We start from the raw sequence: 20998 nt of genomic DNA, 5'->3' as shown, positions 1-20998 counted from the left end.
TCGGCTATCGAAGAAAGCGGCCGGGCGCGAACGGCAGTGGATCGATGTCGCAAGGCTCGCCGTGCATCAGCGATGCCAGCAGGCGGGCCGTTCCCGGAGCGGTGTTGAAGCCGATGTGCTGATGGCCGAACGCAAGCCACAGGCCGGGACGCTGCGGGCATTCGCCGACGATCGGCCGGCTGTCCGGCAATGTGGGCCGGCTTCCCATCCAGGCCTCCGGTTCGAGGCGGCTGTCCAGCGGGAAAGCTTCGCGTGCCGCGCGTTCCGCAAGTTCGAGTTGAACGAAGTTCTTCGGCGCATCGCGCTGCGCGAGCTGCACGCCGGTGGAAAGGCGCAGGCCCTGCTCCATGGGCGACAGCACATAGGCGCCGCCGGTGTCGTACACGGGCCGTCCGAGCGAGGCGTTGCCCACCGCGCTGTAGTGCATGTGATAGCCGCGCTCGAACGCCATCGGCACGGAAATGCCGAGCGACTTCTTCGCGAACTCCCGGGTCCACGGCCCCAATGCGAGCACGACCTTCGATGCCTCGTGCACCGAGCCGCTCTCCTCGCGGAGCTGCCAGGCATCGGCTGAATCGGAGTAGCCGATCCCGCCGATCGACGCCTGCATGACCTGCCCTCCGCGCGAGACGAAAAGCCTGGCGTACGCCTCCACGACGCGGCCCGGGCTGTCCACCGAATCGGTGTCCTGGATCCACAGCGCGCGCGGAAAGAGAGGCTTCAGATGAGGCTCGAGGTCCGAGAGCTCTTTCGCATCCAGCACGCGCGTGGCGACGCCGAAGCGATCGAAGGTCTCGCGCGAAAGACGGCTGCCGGCAAAGCCTTCTTCGCTGCGGTAGAGAAACAGCCACCCGTTGGTGCGCAGGCGATGCGCCGCCCCTGCTTCGACGAGCAGGCGCCGGTGTTCCGACGTCGAGAGCCGGATCAGCGCATCCAGCGCGGTAGTGGTCTCCTGGAACACGCTGGCGCGCGCGCTGGCGAGAAAGCGCACGGCCCACGAAAGATTCTTCGCAAGGAACGCGGCGTCGTAGCGAAAGCTCGCCGCGGTGTTCTTCAACAGCTTCGGCAGCACCGACCACAGCCCGGGATGATTGAACGGCATCAGCGAGCTGCGTGCGATCACCCCGGCGTTGCCATACGAGGTCTCGCGGCCCGGCGCCGTGCGGTCGAACAGCGTGACCTCATGCCCTCTGCGTTGAAGCTCGAGGGCGCACGATACGCCGACGATGCCGGCGCCCAGAATGGCAACAGTGTTCTTGTTCATTCCCTCGATTTTCGTCGGCGGCGAGGGCCAAGCCAGGTGCGTAGCGCACTCGGGCTGCGAGATGGACGGATCGATCAGGCGTGCGCAGGCTCGCCCTTGGGCCTTGGCGCGGGAGCGAACGACGCCACGCCCAGGCCCTGGTAGTAGTGGCCGACCTTGGTGGCAAGGAACTGCCCGAGCGGTGCCTGCTCCTGCCCGACGAAACCGTGCGCGGGAAGCTGGCCCTGCCGCAGCAGTTCGAACACGCCGACGACGCCGGCGGCCGTGGTCAGCTCGATGGCGGTGCGGTCCTTGCCGCGCAGCGGCGCTCCGAACACGCGCCCGACGCGCGTCTCCTGCTCGAAGCGGCCATTGCGCATGCCCGAGGCCGATGCAAACAGGATCACCACGTCTTCGCGGCTGTGTGGCACTGCATGCTCGAGCACCTGGCGCAGCAGGTCGCGCCGCTCGATCAGGCGCAGGTCGTGCAGCAGGAAGTTCATCGCGTCGCGATGGCCGGGATAGCGGATGGTCTTGTAGTCGAGATTGCGGACCTTGCCTTCGAGCGTCTCGCACAGCGTGCCCAGGCCGCCTGAGGTGTTGAAGGCCTCGAAGGCTTCGGCATCGAGCGTGAAGGTCTCGTGCCCTTCCATCGGCTGCACCGACACCAGCTGGCCGTTCACGATGGCGTCGCACGGGTTGCAGTACTCGTTGATGACGCCGTCGATGCTCCAGGTGAAGTTGTAGCGCAGGCTGTTGGTGGCATTGCGCGTGAGTGCGCCCACGCGCAGGCGCAGGTCGTAGAGCTCGTCGAAGCGGCTTGCGAGGTAGCCGCCGAGCATGCCGATCACGCCGGGCGCCAGGCCGCTCTGGGGCATGAGGACCGAGGTCGCCGTCTTCGAGATCTCGCGGATGGCCTTGGTTGCCGCCACGTCCTCTGTCAGGTCGAAGTAATGCACGCCGCATGCAGCAGCCTCGGTGGCCACGCGCTGCGCGAGGAAGAACGGCAGGCAGTTGATCACCACCGAGTGCGCGCGCAACGTGGTGCGCAGGTCTTCGGTGCTCTCCACGTCGAGCGCGATGCGCTGCACCAGCGGGTCTTTTTCGTCGCCGCGGCCCGGCCTCACGTCGGCCAGCGTCACGGGCAGGCGGTGGTATTCCGCAATCATGTCGGCCACGGTGCTGCCGACCTTGCCGGCACCCAGAACCAGGACTTTCTCAATCTTCACTTTGGTCATTTCATTTCTCCTGCGGGGCACCGTTGCCCTGTAAAAGAACTGTAAAAGTGAGTCCTGGCAGTTGATAGAGAGCAGATCGGCGAAAGGGCTGCGCGCTTCGTCGATACGACGACGCCGTTCGTCAGCTTGGACTGTCGGCACAGGGGCAATGACTTCCAGGCCTGAAGTCGCCGCGCGCAACGAAGCGCCGCATGCCCGGCCGAAACCGTCGAAACGACGCGCCAGACTGCATATCGCCGAAGACTCTGACGGTATGACGAGAGAAATCCGTCGTCCTGACGATGTGCCGCGTTGCTTGTGACAGTCCGCACTTCTAGACTCGGACTCGGGCTGGGAAGCGATACTTTCCTTTTCTTTTTATGGCGAGCTTCTTGCTTGGAGTGAACGTGCTTACCAAACGAATCCTTTTCCGTGCCCTCGTGGCTGTGACAACCGTCTGCGCGCTGGGCTCGGCCTTCGCGCAGGAATCAGCAGAAAGCTCGCTGGCCCGGGTGCAGCGCACCAAGGTATTGCGCGTCGGCGCCGTCGCAGGCGCCATTCCGTATTTCGCCAAGGACATCACCACCGGCAAGTGGGAAGGCTTCGGCCCCGACTTCGCGGAAAGCCTGGGGCAGAAGCTCGGCGCCAAGGTCGAGTACGTCGAGACCACCTGGGGCAACGCGGTGCTCGACCTGCAGTCCAACAAGATCGACGCCATGTTCGGCATGGCCCCCACGCCGGCCCGCAAGGAAGTGGTGGGCTTCTCCGACACGCTCTTCGACAACACCTACACGGTGGTGTGCAAGAAGGGCATTCCGCAGAAGACCTGGGAGCAGCTGAACTCGCCCGACATGAAGATCGTGGTGGACGTCGGCTCCAGCCACGACCAGCTGGCAACGCGCGTGCTGCCCAAGGCCGATGTCTCGCGCCTGGAAAACTCCGGCGCCGCCACGATGTCGCTGCAGGCCGGCCGTTCCGATTGCCAGGTGCTGGTGATCCTGTTGGCCCAGCCGCTGCTCGCCAAGCGCGGCTCCATCGGCACCATGTACATCCCGCAGCCGGTCTACACCGCCCCGGTGAGCATCGGCCTGCGCAAGGAAACCGACACCGGCATGCAGAAGGCCGTCAACGCCTGGCTGGCCGATGTCCGCGCGAAGGGCGAAGTCCGCAGCGTCATCCTGAAGAACATGGAGAAACTCGCGGGCGTGCCCGCCAGTGCCTTCCCGCCCGAAATCAAGTTCTGAGGACGCCCCGATGGACAGCGTGGAATCTTCGAGCGAGCCGAAGAGCCGCTCCCAGCTCGGCACGGCCCTGCTGATCGTCCTGGCCCTGGCGGGCGCCTGGGCAGCGCTGAAGCACTTCTCGGGCGGGGCCCTGGGAGGCAGTGCAGGCAGCTACGACTGGGACTTCGGCGTGCTCTGGAAATACCGCAGCCTGCTGGTGTCGGGCCTGCTCTACACCCTGCTTTTCACGGTGATCTGCGTGGTGCTGGGGCTGTTCGTCGGCCTGGTGACGGGCCTGGGCCGGCTGTCGAGCAACCCGCTCATCACCGCGCCGCTGCGCGCCTACATCGAAGTCTTCCGCTGCACGCCGGTGCTGGTGCAGCTCGTGTGGTTCTACTACGCGCTGCCGGTGCTGACCGGGCTCGAGATGTCGGCGGTCGTGGCCGCCACGCTGTGCCTGTCGCTCTACGGCGGCGCCTTCTATTCGGAGATCGTGCGCGGCGGGATCATCTCGATCGACGCCGGCCAGACCGAAGCCGCCAAGGCACTGGGCATGACGCGGCTGCAGCTGCTGCGGCGCGTGATCCTTCCGCAGGCGTTCAAGAAGATGGTGCCGCCGCTGATGAACCAGTCGATCATGCAGCTGAAGAACACCTCGCTGCTGTCGGTGCTGGCCGTTCCCGACCTGCTATACCAAGGCCAGGTCATCGCGCACGACACCTACCGGCCGCTGGAGCTCTACACCTTCATCGCGATCGCGTACTTCGCGGTTCTGCTGCCCATCACGATCTGGGCCAAGCGCATGGAATTCGGCTCCGGCCCGAAAGAGGTTTGACATGGCCAGCCCCCTGATCGAAATCGCCAACCTGAAGAAGGCCTTCGGGCAGAACGTCGTGCTGAAGGACATCTCGCTGCAGATCGAACGCGGCCAGGTGGTCGCGATGATCGGGCCCTCGGGCTCCGGCAAGTCGACGCTGCTGCGGTGCATCAACCTGCTGTCGATACCGAACGCCGGGCGCATCACGGTCGGCGAGCAGACCATCGAGTTCGACGGCGCGCGCACCACGCTGCCCAGCGAGCGCAGCCTTGCGCGCTTCCGGGCCTCGACCGGCATGGTGTTCCAGCACTTCAACCTCTTCCCGCACATGACCGCGCTGCGCAACGTGATGGAAGGACCGGTCACCGTGCTGAAGACGCCCAAGGCGCAGGCCGAGGCCGAGGCGCGCGCGCTGCTGGCGAAGGTCGGCCTCCTCGACCGGGCCGACTATTACCCGGACAAGCTGTCGGGCGGACAGAAGCAGCGCGTTGCGATCGCGCGTGCGCTGGCGATGAAGCCCACGGTGATGCTGTTCGACGAAGCGACCTCCGCGCTCGACCCGGAACTGGTCGGTGAAGTGCTCAACGTCATCAAGGGCCTGGCCCGCGAAGGCATGACGATGATCCTCGTGACGCACGAGATCGGCTTTGCGCGCGAAGTGGCCGACCAGGTGATCTTCATGCGCGACGGCGTCGTCGCCGAATGCGGCCCGCCGGGCGTGGTGATCGACAACCCGCAGCAGGAATCGACGCGTGCCTTCCTCGGGCGCTTCAAGGCTTCGTCGGAAGCCGCCAGCAGCAGCAACAACGTCGTCACGGCCGTGGCGTAAGCGGGCGATGGTCCCCGCCATCGAGATCTCAGCGTACGACGGCCGCGACGCGGCGGCACAATCCACTCATTTCCGCTGCAGGGCCGCCATGGACCTACGACTCGACGACCTGGACCGTCACCTGTTGACGCTGCTGCAAGCCAACGCCCGCGAGCCCGCCGCCAACCTCGCTCGCAAGCTCAAGGTCGCCAGGACCACCGTGGTCGCACGCATCGCGCGGCTGGAGCGCGATGGCATCGTCTCGGGGTACGGGGTGCGCCTCGGCCAGCGGCTGGAGCAGGCTGCGGTGCGGGCCTTCTGCGGCCTCAGCGTCAATGCGAAGAGCGCCCCCGTGATCATCAAGGCGCTCGGGCGTTTGCCCGAAGTGGAAGAAGTGTGGGCCGTGAGCGGCCAGTTCGACTACATGGTCCTGCTCCGGTGCAGCAGCCCCGAACAGCTCGACACCCTTCTCGACCAGATGGGACAGATCGACGGCGTCAACCAGACGCAGACCTCGATCGTGCTGAGCCGCAAGATCGATCGCCGCAGCACGGTGGAGTGACGGCAGGCCCCCACGATGACAACGACCCGCGACGCCGGTGCCTTCCTTGGCGTGCTGATGCTCGACACGCGCTTTCCGCGGCCGCCGGGCGACATCGGCAATCCTGAGACCTTCAGCCGCCATGGCATCCCGGTGCGGTTCCAAGTGGTCAGGGGCGCTTCGCCCGAGCGCATCGTGAAGCAGGCCGACCCTGCGCTGCTGCAGCCTTTCGTCGATGCCGCGCGGGCGATGGTCGACGAGGGCGCAGCGATGATCACGACCAGCTGCGGCTTTCTGGCCGCCTACCAGGACACGCTGGCCGACGCGGTGCCCGTTCCCGTCGTCACTTCGAGCCTGCTGCAATGCAGGGGCTTCGCGCGGCCGGGCATCCTGACCTTCGATGCGGCTTCACTGAGCCCCGCCATCCTGGCCATGGCCGGCGTACCGCAGGCGACGCCCGTGCAGGGCGTGGAGCCGGGGTGCGAGTTCCATCGGCGCATCCTCAACAACGAAACGCAACTCGACCTCGAAGAGGCCGGCCGGGATGTGGTCGACGCCGCATGCCGCCTCGTGGAGCTGTCGGCCTCGGTCGAGGACATCGTGCTCGAGTGCACCAACATGCCGCCCTACCGCGAGGCGATTGCGCGCGCGACAGGGCGGCGCGTGCACGACATCGAAACCCTGCTGGTCGCGCGTTGGGCGGGGCGCGGGAAGCCCCACAGCAAATAAAGGCGCGCCGCAAGCCGGCCGCCTCTTCCCCCCCTGAATTCCTGACTGCGGGCACGCCATCGGCGGCAGCCCGGGCAGCGCCGACGGCCGAATTGCGCCACCAATACAGCCCCCACTTTGGTGCCAATACAGTTATTTATAACGATTTGAACCGTAAATGGAATGCCTTCGACAAGGCACCGTACGATCCGCTCGGCTTCAATTGTTTTTATTCTTCAATCTTCTTTTCGAGCAAATCCGGACAATTAATCCTTTTTAATTAATTCGACAAATCACCAATCCCGACAGGGACCTTTTGGCCCAACCGATGCCGAAGGCTGTTTATCGCCTCGGATTTTCCTTTCTTCATCTCCTGGAGATTTTATGGACAGCAATTCCGGTCGATCGATATTTCCAGCACCGCACCCCAGCATCGCGTGGATGGACGGTGAATTTGTCAATTGGGAGCAATGCACTTTGCATGTTCGCACCCAGGCTGGATTTTTTGGTGCAAACATATTCGAAGGGCTTCGGGCTTATTGGGACGAATCCACTCAAAAATCGTACATCTTCCGCCTGGACGACCATCTGAAGCGGCTCGAGCAGTCGATGAAGATCATGCGGATGAAGTCGCGCTTCGATACGCCAACGCTCCGGCAGGCGACGATCGAGTTGCTGAGCCGCTGCGAATTCCAGGCGCACGCGCAAATCAACCTGTCGACGTATTTCAGATATTCCGGCCCCGGCGAGCCATTGGTTGCTACCGAAGACACGGGCGCACACATTACCGCAATTCCGCTGCCGCGCTCCCCGAAGATAGAAAAAGGAGTTGCCGCTGCAATTTCCACCTGGCGCCGAATTTCGGACGACTGCATACCGCCGCGCGCCAAGGTAGCAGCCAATTACCAAAACAGCCGTCTTGCACAAAACGAAGCGCGCGATAACGGTTTTGATATCGCAATCATCCTGAATAACAGGGGCAAGGTGTCCGAAGGCCCGGCGGCGTGCCTTTTCATCATCAGAGACGGCGTCTTGATCACGCCTCCGACATTCGCCGATATCCTGGAAAGCTTGACCCGCGACACACTGATCGTGCTGGCCAGGGAGAAATTGGGGTTGCAAGTCGTGGAGCGCGAAATCGACCGCACCGAATTGCTGATTTCCGACGAAGTCCTGATGTGCGGCACCCTGTTCGAGATACTCCCGGTGACTTCCGTCGATCGCCTGCCCATCGGCGACGGCGAGGTGGGGCCCATCACCCGCCAGCTGCAGGCGCACTACCTGACGACGGTGACGGGCGGATACCCGGAATATTCGTCCTGGTGCACCGAGGTGGCTGCGCCGCCCGCGGCGCTTCCACCCAAGGTCACGCTGACTCACCAGGAGGCCATCGAATGGGTGGACAGCGCCGACAACGCCTACCACGCCTACCCATGGGCCAAGGCGAGCCTGGACGATTTCAGCGGCTACCTGCGGGAGCCGAGCAAGTTTCCATGCAACTTCGCACGCGCGGCGTTCCGCACGAACACGCTGCATTTCGTCTTCGCGGGCTCCGACACCGATCCGCTCGAACTCGCTCGCGTGCGCCAGGGGCTGCGCGAATACCTGAAGACGGTCTCGGTGATGACGGGGATCGAGGAATCCATGAACGTGCTGGTGATCCTGTTCAAGCCCGAAGCACAGGAGCAGGCGCTCGATCACTACCACCAGACCGCCTGGCGCGTGATGCAGGACTGGGTCGACAACGATCCCGAACCGTGGCCGCCCGAGATCCCCACCGACCCCGAGCAGCCGTTCTGGAGCCTGTGCTTCGCGGGCGTTCCGCTCTTCATCAACGTCAGCGCGCCGGCGCACCGGCACCGCAAGAGCCGCAATCTCGGTCGTTCGCTGGCCATGGTCACGCAGCCGCGGGCGGGCTTCGACCTGCTCGCCGGCCCCACGCCGGAAGGCGACAAGGTGAGGCAGCGAATCCGCCGGCAGGTGGAGCTGTACGACGGGCAGCCGGCGCCGGACGTCGTCGGCACCTACCACCGGGGCGACCTCGAGTGGAAGCAGTACGTCTTCACGGACACCAACGACGAGAAGCTGACCCGCTGCCCGCTGCACATCGACGCCGCAGCACCCACGCAGCAACGCCGCACGGGCTGAAGAAAAAAGGAGAACGAATTGAACGGTTCCGATGTCATTTGCGAAACCTTGATCGCCTCGGGCGTCGAGGTGTGTTTTGCCAACCCGGGAACCTCCGAGCTCCACCTCGTGGCCGGCATGGAACGCCGGGCGGACCTGCGCTGCGTGCTGGGCCTTTTCGAAGGCGTGGTCACGGGCGCGGCCGATGGCTACGGGCGCATGACCGACAAGCCCGCCGCGACCCTGCTGCACCTGGGCCCGGGCCTGGGCAACGGGCTGGCGAACCTTCACAACGCCAGGCGCGCCAGGACCCCCATCGTCAACATCGTCGGCGACCATGCGACGCACCACCTGCCCTTCAACGCTCCGCTGACCTCCGACATCGAAAGCCTCGCCAGGCCGATGTCGAACTGGTACGGACGCATCGGCTCCGTGCATGACATTGCCTCGAGCGTTTCCGACGCGTGCCGGGCAGCCAGGTCGCTGCCCGGTGTCGCCACGCTGGTCGTGCCCGCGGAAGTCACCTGGGGCGATGCCGACCCGGTGCAGCCACCGAGTCTCACAAGATTCGCAGACTCACCGCCGCCTCCCGATCGCGAGAAGGAACAGCGGGCAGTGGCCCTGCTGCGCAGCGACCGGAAGACGGCGTTGTTTCTCGGTGGCCGCGCACTGCGGCAGGAAACCCTTGCGCTCGCTTCCGAGATCGCGCGCAAGACCGGCGCCAGCCTGCTGGCCCCCTTTGCGAATGCGCGCATGGCACGCGGGGCAGGAAGGCCCGCCGTGCCGCGCGTGGCCTACGCGACGGACCTGGCCGTGGCCCAGCTGGGGCAGTTCGATGCGATCGTCATGATCGGTGCCGAGCGGCCGGTGGCATTCTTTGCGCATCCGGGCATGCCGAGCCGCCTGCTTCGCGACGATTGCGAAGTGATCGAGCTGTGCGAACCGGGGGGCGATGTTGCTGCGGCCATCGAAGGTCTCGCGGAATACTTCGCTTCGGCCCGGTTGGCCCTGGACGAGCCCCCGCCCGCAAGACGCCGCGACCAGCCACATCTTCCACTAGGCCCACTCACGAACGAAGCGCTCGCGGAGCTGATTGCCCGGCTGCTGCCGGACAACGCCATCGTCTGCGACGAGGCTCTGTCTTCCGTGACGCAGCTTTTTGCCAAGTCGTACGACGCGGCACCGCACGACTGGCTGCAGATTACCGGCGGCTCGATCGGCATCGGGATTCCGCTCGCAACGGGCGCTGCCATCGCCTGCCCCGACAGAAAGGTGATCACGCTTCAAGCCGACGGCAGCGGCATGTACACGCTGCAGGGGCTCTGGACGCAGGCGCACGAGAACCTAGACGCGATCACGATCGTTCTGGCCAACAGGAAGTACGCGCTGCTGATCGACGAGATGCGGCGCATGGGCGTGAAGCCCCCCGAGCACCAGACGCGCGGCAGCTTCGACCTCACCGATCCCATTCTCGATTGGGTCTCGCTGGCAAAGGGCATGGGCGTGGAAGCCGCGCGTGCTTCCACGGCGGAAGAGTTCATCAAGGTCTTCGTCGGCGCGCTGAAGCGCAGGGGGCCTTTTCTTATCGAGGCGGTTCTCTCATGAGAACGCGCTCATAGCGCGGACAGGAACTGCCAGAACCTGTCCGTGTCGCAATAGGCCACGTTGAAACGGAACCAGGCGCTGGCGGTGTCCGATGCGCTGAAGTACATGCCCGGGGCGAGCCAGATGCCCTGCCTGAGTGCGCGTGCCGTCACTTCCCTGGCCTCGGCAGGATCGATCGGCAGGCGCCCCCAGAGAAAAAGGCCTCCGCGCGGGCGATGGAACAGTTCCACGCCGGCAGCGCAGAGCTTTCGCTCGATCTGCGTGTGCACATCCGCCAGGCGATGGCGCAGCCGTTCGAGATGCTGGCGATAGGCGCTGTCGACAAGAATCTGGTGAACGGCCTTTTCCGTGACCGCGGAAGAAGTGAGCCCCGTGACCATCTTCAGGTGCACCAGCGCTTCCAGGGTGGCCGCATCGGCCGCGATGAAGCCCACGCGCAGCAGCGGCGAAATGGTCTTTGAGAATCCGCCGATGTGGATGACCGGCCCGAGGCCCGCCATGGCGGCCAGCATCGGTGTGTCGGGCGGAGCGAGCCCCCGGCTCACGTCGTTCTCGACGATGAGCATCTGCGTGCGCTGCGCAATCTGGAGCACCTTGTAGGCCATCGGCAAGGTGATCGACGTGCCCGTGGGGTTGTGCAGCGCGGAGCTCACGAAGAGGGCCTTGGGCTTGTGCTTCTGCACCAGGGCCTCCAGCACGTCGGTGTCCAGGCCGGCCGGCGTGCGAGGCACGAACAGCAGCTGCACGCGCGCCAGCTTCAGCCGTTCGAGCAGGTTGCAATAGCAGGGGTCCTCGACCACGACGACGTCGCCTGGCTTGAGGAGAAAGCGGATGACGAGGTCGATGGCCTGCGTGGCGCCCTGCGTGATCAGCACCGAGTTGATGTCGGCAGGCACGCCGAAGCGCGCCAGCTCGAAGGCCACGCGCGACCGCAGGCTGGCATCGCCGAAGGGCTGGCCGTACCCGCCGACCTGGCTCTTCATGGTGCGGCTCAGCGATCGCAAGGCCCGACCGAATTCGATGCCGTCGAGCCAGCCCGATGGAAGCCACCCGCAGCCGGCCTTGATGGACGCCGTCTGGTCGGAGAACACCTCCGACAGGAGCCATGCATCGTTGGGGCCGGACGGTGGCACGCGCGGCTGCGGTGCAGGCTCCATCGTGACCTGGCTCGCCACGATGAATCCGGCGCCGGGGCGCGACGCGATCATGCCGAGCGACACCAGCCGCTGGTACGCCTGTGCAATGGTGAAGGTGCTGAGCTGCAGATGCATTGCCATCTGCCGCACGGATGGCAGCTTCTCGCCGGACAGAATCTTGCGCTGCCCGATCGCCTCGGCAATGCCGTCCACAAGCTGGCTGACCAGCGAGCTTGCGCGGCCTTTGCGGCGATCGATGGAGAGCTTCAACCCATGGTCGCTCAGCTCCACTGCGTCCCCACCGGCCATGGCTTGCGCGCAGCGCCGGGGTTCGAGCACAGCCTGCTCAAGGCTTCGCCGCCATTGGAGCGAACTGCTGCTTTGCACGTTTGTCGAGCGCCTGGAAGTTGGCACCAAATGCAGGGCGCGGCAGATAGCGGCCCGCGCCCCGCTCTGCGCGCAGGTCACCGTTGGCATACACCACGCGCCCCTGGCTGATCGTGTGCGTCGGAATGCCGCGCACGGTGCGTCCTTCGAAGATGTTGAAGTCGCCCCTGGAGTGCTGCGTTGCCGCCGAAAGGGTCTTGGAGGCCTGCGGGTCCCACAGCACGAGGTCGGCATCGGCCCCCTGGGCGATCAGGCCCTTGCGGGGATACAGGTTGAAGAGCCTGGCCGCATTGGTCGATGTGACGGCGACGAATTCGCTGGGCGTCAGCCGACCGGAGTTGACGCCAGCGTCCCAGATCACGGCCATGCGTTCCTCGATGCCGCCGCAACCGTTCGGTATCTTGGCGAAGTCGTCCTTTCCGGCGGCCTTCTGGGCCGCGCAGAAGGTGCAGTGATCGGTCGCGGTGGTCTGCAGGCTGCCCGACTGGAGGCCGCGCCACAGAAACTCCTGGTGCGCCTTCGAGCGGAATGGCGGGCTCATCACGTGTGCAGCAGCGCTGGCAAAGTCTGGCGCGCGATAGACGCTCTCCTCGACCACCAGGTGGCCTGCAAGGACTTCGCCGTAGACCCGTTGCCCGGCCGCGCGGGCGCGCGCAATTGCGTCGGCGGCCTCCATGCAGGACACGTGCACGACGTACAGGGGAACGCCCAGCACGTCGGCGATGGCAATGGCCCGCTGGGCCGCCTCGGCCTCGACCGCGGGCGGGCGCGACCGCGGGTGGCCCTCGGGTCCGGTTACGCCCTTGCGGGCCAGCTCCTGCTGGAGAAAGTAGACAAGCTCGCCGTTCTCGGCATGCACCGTGGGCATGGCACCGAGTTCGAGTGCGCGGCGAAAGCTCTTCACCAGGATCTCGTCGTCGCACATGATGGCGTTCTTGTAGGCCATGAAGTGCTTGAAGCTGCTCACGCCTTCTTCATTCACCAGGGTGCCCATGTCGCGGTGCACGCTCTCGTCCCACCAGGTGATGGCGACGTGGAAGCCGTAGTCCGCGGCGGACTTGCGCGCCCATTCCCTCCACGTGCCATAGGCTTCCATCAGGGACTGCTGCGCGTTGGGGATCACGAAGTCGAGGATGGTCGTGGTCCCGCCGGCCAGGCCCGCGGCCGTGCCGGTGAAGAAATCGTCCATCGTGACCGTGCCCATGAACGGCAGCTGCATGTGCGTGTGAGGGTCGATGCCGCCGGGCAGCACGTACTGCCCGGAAGCGTCCAGCTGCACCGCGCCGGCCGGCGCCTGGCGTGCGGCATCGGCGCCGATGGCGGCAATCTGCCCTTCGACGCACAGCACGTCGGCTGTGAACTCCCAGTCGGCGTTGACGACGATCCCGCCTCGGATCAAGAGCGCGTTCGTCATGCTCAAGCCTCCGAAGGCCTGGTCTGTTGCGGCACCGTCGCCTGCTTCTGCAGCCGCATCGACGCAACGTACACGACGGTCGAGATGGCGATGCCCGCGAACCATGCGTAGGTGTAGATCGTCTTGAAGACTTCGGGCACGGTCGGAAAGACGCTCGGCAGCGCCGCATTGAGGAACCCGGGGAGATTGGGCAGGACACCGGCGATGAACGCTGCGATTGCAGCAGGGTTCCACCCGTTCCTGTACCGGTACTCGCCATGGTCGCTGTACAGGTCGTTCACTTGCAGCTGCGTGCGGCGGACGATGTAGTAGTCGGCAATCAGGATGCCGGCGATCGGCCCGAGCAGCGCGGAGTAGCCGATCAGCCACGTGAAGATGTAGCCCTGCGTGGATTCGAGCAGCTTCCACGGCATCATCGCGACCGCGATACCGGCCGTGATGTAGCCCCCCGTGCGGTACGAGATGGCCCGCGGATTCAACGCCGAGAAATCGTAGGCCGGGCCCACCAGGTTGGCCGCCAGGTTGACGCTGACGGTATCGACCAGCAGCACGATCAGCGCGATGAGCACGGCCGCGCCCGTCATGCGGCTGGCCAGGTCGACCGGGTCCCAGATCGCCTTGCCGTAGATCACAACCGTGGCGGAGGTGACGACCACCGCAAGGGCCGCGAGCAGCCCCATGGGAACGGGCAACCCGACCGCCTGCCCGACGATCTGGTCGCGCTGCGATTTCGCGAAGCGCGTGAAGTCGGGAATGTTCAGCGCAAGGGTGGCCCAGAAGCCCACCATGGCCGTCAGCGACGGCCAGAAGACCGCTGCGAACTGACCCGCCTTCTTGCCGCCTTCGACGAACTGCGATGGCTGCTGCAGGATCGGGCCCAGGCCTCCGGCGCGGTTGAGCGCCCACGCCAGCAGCACGAAGCAGATGAGGATCTTCAGCGGCGCCGTGTACGTCTCGAGCTTGCGGATCGATTCGATGCCGTGAATGACGAAATAGAACTGGAGCGCCCAGAAGACGAGGAAACTCGCCAGCTGGAAGAAGTTGATGCCCAGCCAGGCGATCTTCTCGCCTTCGAGCGGATGGCCGATCAGCACGCCGACCAGCGTGTAGATCATCATCCCGCCGAACCAGGTCTGGATACCGTACCAGCCGCATGCCACGAGCGCACGCAGCAGCGCCGGTATGCGGGCGCCCCGGGTGCCGAACGAGGCACGCGCGAGCACCGCGTAGGGAATGCCGTACTTCACGCCCGCATGCCCGATCAGCAGCATCGGGATCAGCACGATGAAGTTGCCCAGGAAGACCGTGCCGACGGCCTCGGACCAGGACATGCCGGACTCGATCAAACCGGCGGCAAGGGTGTAGGCGGGAATGCACATCACCATGCCCACCCAGAGCGCGGCGAAGTGATACCAGCGCCAGGTGCGCTGCTCGGGCCGCGTGGGCGCCAGGTCGTCGTTCCAGAGTCTCGAGTGGGCTTGCAAAGGTTCGCTTGATTTCATGATTTTTCCTTTGAGAGAGTCACGTGGGCTGGGAATCGAGCTTCTTCGATATGTCTACTATTTATCCGTATAAAACATATAAATAGGAGCATTACATAGCAAGTTCGATGCCCGAACAAGCCCGATCACCGGCCTATTGCGCATGTTTTTGACTCAATTGCATTCAATTGCATCGATTTATCATGGGCGATCGGCTCCGCTCGGGAGCTTCCCCAAGGAACAGGGCATGCCCATTGGTCAACGCGCAAGAAAACGCCCCAAGCTCTCGGACCTCGTCGTCGAAGACGTGAAGCGCTGGATCGTTACGGAGCGCAAGCAGCCGGGCGACCGGCTACCGAACGAGAAAGAGCTCGTCGAGCTTTTCGGCGTCTCGAAGAGCACCATGCGGGAGGGATTGAAGGCACTGGAAGTGCGCGGCCTGATCAAGACGCGCACAGGCCCGGCCGGCGGCGCCTATCTCCAGCAGGTCTCGCTGGATCACGCATCAGAGCCGCTGAGAAACTTCCTGCACTTCCACCACCTGGACGGGCATCACATCTACCAGCTGCGCAAGATCCTGGAGCCCGAACTCGCGGTCAGCGTCGTCGGCCGGCTCGACGCGAAGCAACTGGACCTGATCGAGCAGACCATCCGCCTGTGCGAGCAGGAGCCTCGCAACGACATCGAGTTGCGTGCACAACGCGTCGCCGAGCTGGAGTTTCACAACCTGCTGGCGGACAAGTGTCCCAACGCCCTGCTCGCCTTCATGTGCCGCTTTCTCAACGACCTGCTGCGCGACCTCATGGTCTACAAGAATGCGTGGGAGCACCGCCACTTCGGCGAAGCCAACCTGGGCTTTCACACCAGGCTGCTGCAGGCCTTCCGCGATGAAGATGCCGACGCCGTGCACCGCCTGATGACCGAGCACATGGTCGATGCCGAAACGCACATGCACGAAATGGAAGTGCACGTCGGCGTGCAGCAGTTGCTGATGCCCGCGGGTCGGCGCCACGCGTGACTGGCCTGCCCAAATAGAAAGAGCCGCTCCCTTTCGGGAAGCGGCTCTTTGCTTGTGAACCTGCGAAGGTCCGGATCAGAACGGAATGTCGTCGTCCATGTCGTCGAAGCCCGACGACGACTTGGCCGGTGCCTGGCGCGGAGCCGGCGCCGCAGCGCGCGGAGCGGCTGCCGGCGCGCGCGGGGCGTAACCGCCGCCGCCACCACCACCGCCATTGCCGCCTTGCGAATAACCACCGCCGCCACCCTGCGAGTAGCCGCCGTCGTCCTCGGGACCGCCCGACGGGCCGCCCTGGCCCTGACGGCTGCCGAGCATCTGCATCTGGTCGGCGCGAATTTCGGTGGTGTACTTTTCGATGCCGTCCTTGTCGGTCCACTTGCGCGTGCGCAGGCTTCCTTCGACATACACCTGCGAGCCCTTGCGCAGGTACTGGCCGGCGATTTCGGCCAGGCGGCCGTTGAAGACGATGCGGTGCCACTCGGTGGCTTCGCGCATTTCGCCGCTTTGCTTGTCTTTCCAGCGATCGGTGGTGGCCACTGTGACGTTCGCGACCTGGTCGCCGCTCGGGAAGGTACGCATTTCGGGGTCGCGCCCCAGATTGCCGACGACGATGACTTTATTGACCGATGCCATATGCACTGCCCCTGATAAGTAGATGAAGGAGGAGGTTGAGAAGAACCCTCGATTGTGCCCCAAGGCGATCGGCCGCACTCCCGCCAGGTGCCAGAATGGGCCTCTCCGATGAACCGCGAACCAGACTTTTTCGAGCATCTGCGCGCCGAGCTGTCGAACGGCCGCGTCTGGCTCGACCGGGCGATCGTGCTGGGCTACGCCATCGCAGCCGGGCTGTTCGTGGTGGGCTTCACGCTGGCGAGCGACCGGGTCTTTGGCGAATTCCACCACTTCTACGCCGCCTGGCCCTGGGCGGTGCTGCTGACGACACCGCTGCTCACGGCCGGCATCGTCTGGTTCACATTGCGCTTCTTCCCCGGCGCAGGCGGTTCGGGCATTCCGCAGATCAAGGCGGCCCTGAATCCGGCCCTGCCCGAAGAGCGGCGCTTCGTTTTTGCCTCGCTGCGGCTCACGGTCGCCAAGATCGGGCTGGGCGCGGCGGGCTTCGCGGCCGGCCTTTCGATCGGGCGAGAGGGGCCTTCGGTCCAGGTGGCGGCGGGGGTCATGCAGCATGCGCGCCGCTGGCTCTCGCCCAACACCACCATCGATGGGCGGGCGCTGCTGGTGGCTGGCGGAGCGGCCGGTATCGCGGCCGCCTTCAATGCGCCGCTGGCGGGCGTGGTCTTCGCCATCGAGGAGCTGTCGGGCCGGCTCGAGGCGCGCTCCAGCGGCCTGATCATCACGGCCATCGTGCTGGCGGGCCTGGTGGCGGTGTCGGCCTTCGGCAATACCAGCTACTTCGGCGTGATCCGCGTACCCCGGCTGGGCTGGGACGTGCTCGGACCCGGCCTGCTGGTCACCCTGCTGAGCGGCGCGGCCGGCGGGCTGTTCGCGCGGCTGCTGATCGCCTCGCTCACGGGCGCGGCGGGGCGCTTCAACCGCTGGCGGGCGCGCTTTCCGGTGCGGTTCGCGGCCTGCGGCGGGCTGGCCGTGGCCGTCATCGGGCTGGCGACGGGCGGCGTCACCTTCGGCGCGGGCTCCGAGGCGGTCAAGCAGATGCTGCAGGGCCACGACGAGCTCACGCCGCTCTACACCGTGCTCAAGTTCATCGCAACCTGGCTCACGGCCTGGTGCGGCGTGCCGGGCGGCATCTTCGCGCCGTCGCTGTCGATCGGCGCGGGCATCGGCGACGCAGTGGCCCGGCTGGCCAGCAGCGACCAGGGGCCGGCGCTCATCGCCATGGGCATGGCCGGCTTCCTGGCGGCGGTGACGCAGGCGCCGCTCACCGCCTTCATCATCGTCATGGAGATGGTCGACGGCCACTCGATGGTGCTGAGCCTGATGGCCGCGGCCATGCTGGCCAGCCTGGTCTCGCGGATGATCAGCCGCCCGCTGTACGACACGCTGGCCGAGCACATGGTCGGCCGGGCCATGAGCAGTACGGGCAGTACGGGCAGCGGGGGCAGCACCGGGCCGGTGCATCCACCCAGGCCTGCAGAGCCCGGCCACTCGCCATGAAATGCGCGGCGGTCTATCATGTCCGGTTGCCCTCGGACGATCGCCCCCTTGAATTCAATATCCACTGAAGACACCGCAGCCGACGCCGAAAGCGCACGCGATGCGGAGCGCGAACGCGCCACCTACCTCGGCGCAGTGCTCGCGCAGCAGCGCATCAGCATCCGCGGCGCGCGCACCCACAACCTGAAGAACGTCGATCTCGACATCCCGCGCAACAAGCTGGTGGTGATCACCGGCCTGTCGGGCTCGGGCAAGTCGAGCCTGGCCTTCGACACGCTGTATGCCGAAGGGCAGCGGCGCTACGTCGAGAGCCTGTCGGCCTATGCGCGGCAGTTCCTGCAGCTCATGGACAAGCCCGACGTCGACGTGATCGAGGGCCTGTCGCCCGCCATCAGCATCGAGCAGAAGGCCACCAGCCACAACCCGCGCTCCACCGTGGGCACGGTGACCGAGATCCACGACTACCTGCGCCTGCTGTACGCCCGCGCCGGCACGCCCTACTGCCCCGACCACCACCTGCCATTGCAAGCGCAGACGGTCTCGCAGATGGTCGATGCCACGCTGGCCTTGCCCGGCGAGCCGCGCCTGATGATCCTGGCACCCGTGGCGCGTGAGAAGAAGGGCGAGTTCCTCGAACTCTTCGCCGAGATGCAGGCGGCCGGCTACGTGCGCTTTCGCGTGGACGGGCAGACCTACGAATACAACGACCTGCCCAAGCTCAAGAAGACCGAGAAGCACGACATCGACGTGGTCATCGACCGCCTGCGCGCGCGCGCCGACATGCAGCAGCGCCTGGCCGAGAGCTTCGAGGCTGCGCTGCGCCTGGCCGAAGGCCGCGCCATTGCGCTCGAGCTGGGCGCCGAGGGTGCGGCTGATAAAGAGCACCTGTTCAACGCCAAGTTCGCCTGCCCGATCTGCCACTATTCGCTGTCGGAGCTGGAGCCGCGCCTCTTCTCGTTCAACTCGCCCGTGGGCGCCTGCCCCAGCTGCGACGGCCTCGGCCACCGCGAGGTGTTCGACCCGGCGCGCGTGGTGGCCTTTCCTTCGCTGTCGCTGGCCAGCGGCGCCATCAAGGGCTGGGACCGCCGCAACGGCTACTACTTCAGCATGATCGAGAGCGTCGCGAAGCACTACAAGTTCGACGTCGACGCGCCCTTCGAGTCATTGCCGGCCTCGGTGCAGCAGGTGCTGCTGCACGGCTCTGCCGCCGAGGAGATCAAGTTCAACTACACCATGGAATCGGGCAACTTCGCGGGCAAGAAGCTCACGAAGAAGCATCCCTTCGAGGGGATCATCCCGAACATGGCGCGGCGCTACCGCGAGACCGATTCGGTGATGGTGCGCGAAGACCTCGCGCGCTTTCGCAACCTGCAGCCCTGCCCCGATTGCGGTGGCTCGCGCCTTCGCCCCGAAGCGCGCAACGTGTTCCTGGTCGACGAATCGAACCGCCCGGCCGACGGCAGCGAACCGCCGCGCATGGCGATCTTCGAGCTCAGCCGCCTCACGCTGCGCGATTCGCTCGCCTGGTTCCACACGCTCAAGCTGCGCGGCGCCAAGGCCGACATCGCCGACAAGGTGGTGCGCGAGATCGGCCTGCGCCTGAAATTCCTGAACGACGTGGGCCTGAACTACCTGAGCCTGGACCGCAGCGCCGAGACGCTCTCGGGCGGCGAGGCGCAGCGCATCCGGCTTGCGTCGCAGATCGGCTCGGGCCTCACAGGCGTGATGTACGTGCTCGACGAGCCCAGCATCGGCCTGCACCAGCGCGACAACGACCGCCTCATTGGCACGCTGAAGCATCTGCGCGACATCGGCAACAGCGTGATCGTGGTCGAGCACGACGAGGACATGATCCACGCCGCCGACCACGTGATCGACATGGGCCCCGGCGCGGGCGTGCACGGCGGGCGCGTGATGGCGCAGGGCACGTATGCCGAGGTTTCATCCAACCCCGACTCGCTCACCGGCCAGTACCTGTCGGGCACGCGCAAGATCGAAGTGCCGAAGCACCGCACCGCATGGCTGCCCGTGGTGAGCAAGCCTGCATTCAACGAAGGCAAGAAGGCCTCGCGCTTTCCGCCGAGCCCCGCGGCCGAACGCCGCGCCGCACGCGAGGCTGCTCACCTGGCCACGCAGACCGACCTGCAGGAAATTCGCGTCGTCGGCGCCACCGGCAACAACCTGAAGAACGTGAGCGTCGCCTTCCCGGTCGGCCTGCTGACCTGCGTGACGGGCGTCTCGGGCTCGGGCAAGTCGACGCTGGTGAACGACACGCTCTACACGGCAGTGGCGCGCACGCTGTACCGCGCGCACGAAGAACCGGCTGCGCACGAATCGGTCGAGGGCATCGAGTATTTCGACAAGGTCATCAACGTCGACCAGAGCCCCATCGGCCGCACGCCGCGCAGCAACCCGGCCACCTACACGGGCCTGTTCACGCCCATCCGCGAGCTGATGGCCGAGACCAACACCGCGCGCGAGCGCGGCTACGGCCCGGGCCGCTTCAGCTTCAACGTGGCGGGCGGGCGCTGCGAGGCCTGCCAGGGCGACGGCGTGGTGAAGGTCGAGATGCACTTCCTGCCCGACGTGTACGTGCCCTGCGAGGTCTGCCACGGCCAACGCTACAACCGCGAGACGCTCGAGGTTTTGTACAAGGGCAAGAACATCGCGCAGATCCTCGAGATGACGGTAGAGACCGCGCACGAGTTCCTGAAGGCCGTGCCGACCATCGAGCGCAAGCTGCGCACCCTGCTCGACGTGGGCCTGAGCTACATCAAGCTCGGCCAGTCGGCCACCACGCTGTCGGGCGGCGAGGCGCAGCGCGTGAAGCTGGCGCTGGAGCTCAGCAAGCGCGACACCGGTCGCACGCTGTACATCCTCGACGAGCCGACCACCGGCCTGCACTTCGCAGACATCGAGCTGCTGCTGAAGGTGCTGCACCAGCTGCGCGACGCGGGCAACACCATCGTCGTGATCGAGCACAACCTCGACGTCATCAAGACGGCCGACTGGCTGATCGACATGGGCCCTGAAGGCGGCGCCGGCGGCGGCATGGTGGTGGGCGAAGGCACGCCGGAAGACATCGCGGCGAACGAGGCGAGCCATACGGGGCGCTATCTGAAGCGGCTGCTGTAGCCGCTTAT

Annotated in this window: 16 protein-coding genes; 10 read left to right on the top strand and 6 right to left on the bottom strand. The window is 65.7% G+C overall.

Translation table 11 applies throughout. The features are described 5' to 3' along the window. Positions 1-4: 4 nt before the first annotated feature. Together BMW87_RS13860 and BMW87_RS13855 are read right to left on the bottom strand one after the other, a co-directional pair. The gene (locus BMW87_RS13860) at positions 5-1264 is read right to left on the bottom strand and encodes an NAD(P)/FAD-dependent oxidoreductase (RefSeq protein ID WP_093076881.1); all 1260 of its coding nucleotides are present in this window, start codon (positions 1262-1264) and stop codon (positions 5-7) included. A 74-nt stretch (positions 1265-1338) separates the two neighbouring features. Further along, positions 1339-2481 carry a saccharopine dehydrogenase family protein gene (locus tag BMW87_RS13855; protein ID WP_093076879.1) on the bottom strand — a complete coding sequence of 381 codons (1143 nt, stop codon included), beginning with the start codon at positions 2479-2481 and terminating at the stop codon, positions 1339-1341. A 419-nt stretch (positions 2482-2900) separates the two neighbouring features. On the opposite strand from BMW87_RS13855, the gene BMW87_RS13850 reads away from it, so the two are divergent. From BMW87_RS13850 to BMW87_RS13820, 7 genes are all read left to right on the top strand, one after another. After that, positions 2901-3704 (top strand): transporter substrate-binding domain-containing protein, encoded by an 804-nt coding sequence (locus BMW87_RS13850; RefSeq protein WP_256216757.1) that lies wholly within the window; start codon positions 2901-2903, stop codon positions 3702-3704. Between the two features lie 10 nt (positions 3705-3714). Then, the gene (locus BMW87_RS13845) at positions 3715-4518 is read left to right on the top strand and encodes an amino acid ABC transporter permease (protein WP_093076878.1); all 804 of its coding nucleotides are present in this window, start codon (positions 3715-3717) and stop codon (positions 4516-4518) included. A 1-nt stretch (position 4519) separates the two neighbouring features. Further along, on the top strand, positions 4520-5329 hold the full coding sequence (locus BMW87_RS13840) for an amino acid ABC transporter ATP-binding protein (protein ID WP_093076876.1): 810 nt from the start codon (positions 4520-4522) through the stop codon (positions 5327-5329). An 88-nt stretch (positions 5330-5417) separates the two neighbouring features. After that, positions 5418-5870 (top strand): Lrp/AsnC family transcriptional regulator, encoded by a 453-nt coding sequence (locus tag BMW87_RS13835; protein WP_093053860.1) that lies wholly within the window; start codon positions 5418-5420, stop codon positions 5868-5870. 15 nt (positions 5871-5885) lie between these two features. Beyond that, positions 5886-6578 carry an aspartate/glutamate racemase family protein gene (locus tag BMW87_RS13830; RefSeq protein ID WP_093076875.1) on the top strand — a complete coding sequence of 231 codons (693 nt, stop codon included), beginning with the start codon at positions 5886-5888 and terminating at the stop codon, positions 6576-6578. A gap of 363 nt (positions 6579-6941) precedes the next feature. Continuing rightward, positions 6942-8705, top strand: coding sequence for a branched-chain amino acid transaminase (locus BMW87_RS13825; protein WP_093076873.1), 1764 nt, complete (start codon positions 6942-6944; stop codon positions 8703-8705). Between the two features lie 18 nt (positions 8706-8723). Next, positions 8724-10289 (top strand): acetolactate synthase large subunit, encoded by a 1566-nt coding sequence (locus BMW87_RS13820; RefSeq protein ID WP_093076872.1) that lies wholly within the window; start codon positions 8724-8726, stop codon positions 10287-10289. 8 nt (positions 10290-10297) lie between these two features. On the opposite strand, the gene BMW87_RS13815 is transcribed toward BMW87_RS13820, so the two are convergent. Genes BMW87_RS13815 through BMW87_RS13805 form a run of 3 tightly spaced genes read right to left on the bottom strand, consistent with a single transcriptional unit; the run spans position 10298 to position 14728 of the window. Then, a complete protein-coding gene (locus tag BMW87_RS13815; protein ID WP_256216756.1) occupies positions 10298-11764 on the bottom strand; it encodes an aminotransferase-like domain-containing protein in 1467 nt (488 codons plus the stop codon). Positions 11765-11771: 7 nt separating this feature from the next. Further along, positions 11772-13226: a dihydropyrimidinase gene (gene hydA, locus BMW87_RS13810; protein WP_093076869.1), complete on the bottom strand. Its 1455-nt coding sequence runs from the start codon at positions 13224-13226 to the stop codon at positions 11772-11774. A gap of 2 nt (positions 13227-13228) precedes the next feature. Further along, positions 13229-14728 carry an NCS1 family nucleobase:cation symporter-1 gene (locus BMW87_RS13805; RefSeq protein WP_093053841.1) on the bottom strand — a complete coding sequence of 500 codons (1500 nt, stop codon included), beginning with the start codon at positions 14726-14728 and terminating at the stop codon, positions 13229-13231. A 226-nt stretch (positions 14729-14954) separates the two neighbouring features. Here BMW87_RS13805 and BMW87_RS13800 point away from each other — a divergent pair, with 226 nt between their 5' ends. Continuing rightward, positions 14955-15725: a FadR/GntR family transcriptional regulator gene (locus BMW87_RS13800; RefSeq protein ID WP_093076867.1), complete on the top strand. Its 771-nt coding sequence runs from the start codon at positions 14955-14957 to the stop codon at positions 15723-15725. 75 nt (positions 15726-15800) lie between these two features. Here the strand turns inward: BMW87_RS13800 and ssb are convergent, their stop codons facing one another. Then, positions 15801-16358 carry a single-stranded DNA-binding protein gene (gene ssb / locus BMW87_RS13795; protein WP_093076866.1) on the bottom strand — a complete coding sequence of 186 codons (558 nt, stop codon included), beginning with the start codon at positions 16356-16358 and terminating at the stop codon, positions 15801-15803. A gap of 108 nt (positions 16359-16466) precedes the next feature. Between ssb and BMW87_RS13790 the strand changes: the two genes are divergently transcribed. Both BMW87_RS13790 and uvrA read left to right on the top strand, forming a co-directional pair. Beyond that, a complete protein-coding gene (locus BMW87_RS13790) occupies positions 16467-17855 on the top strand; it encodes a chloride channel protein (protein ID WP_256216755.1) in 1389 nt (462 codons plus the stop codon). Between the two features lie 18 nt (positions 17856-17873). Next, positions 17874-20990, top strand: coding sequence for an excinuclease ABC subunit UvrA (uvrA, locus tag BMW87_RS13785; RefSeq protein WP_093053828.1), 3117 nt, complete (start codon positions 17874-17876; stop codon positions 20988-20990). Positions 20991-20998: the final 8 nt, after the last annotated feature.

It is taken from the genome of Variovorax sp. OV084, assembly GCF_900111625.1.
In the GTDB taxonomy this organism is placed as follows: Bacteria; Pseudomonadota; Gammaproteobacteria; order Burkholderiales; family Burkholderiaceae_C; genus Variovorax.
This window is presented reverse-complemented; position numbering and strand designations above follow the sequence as displayed.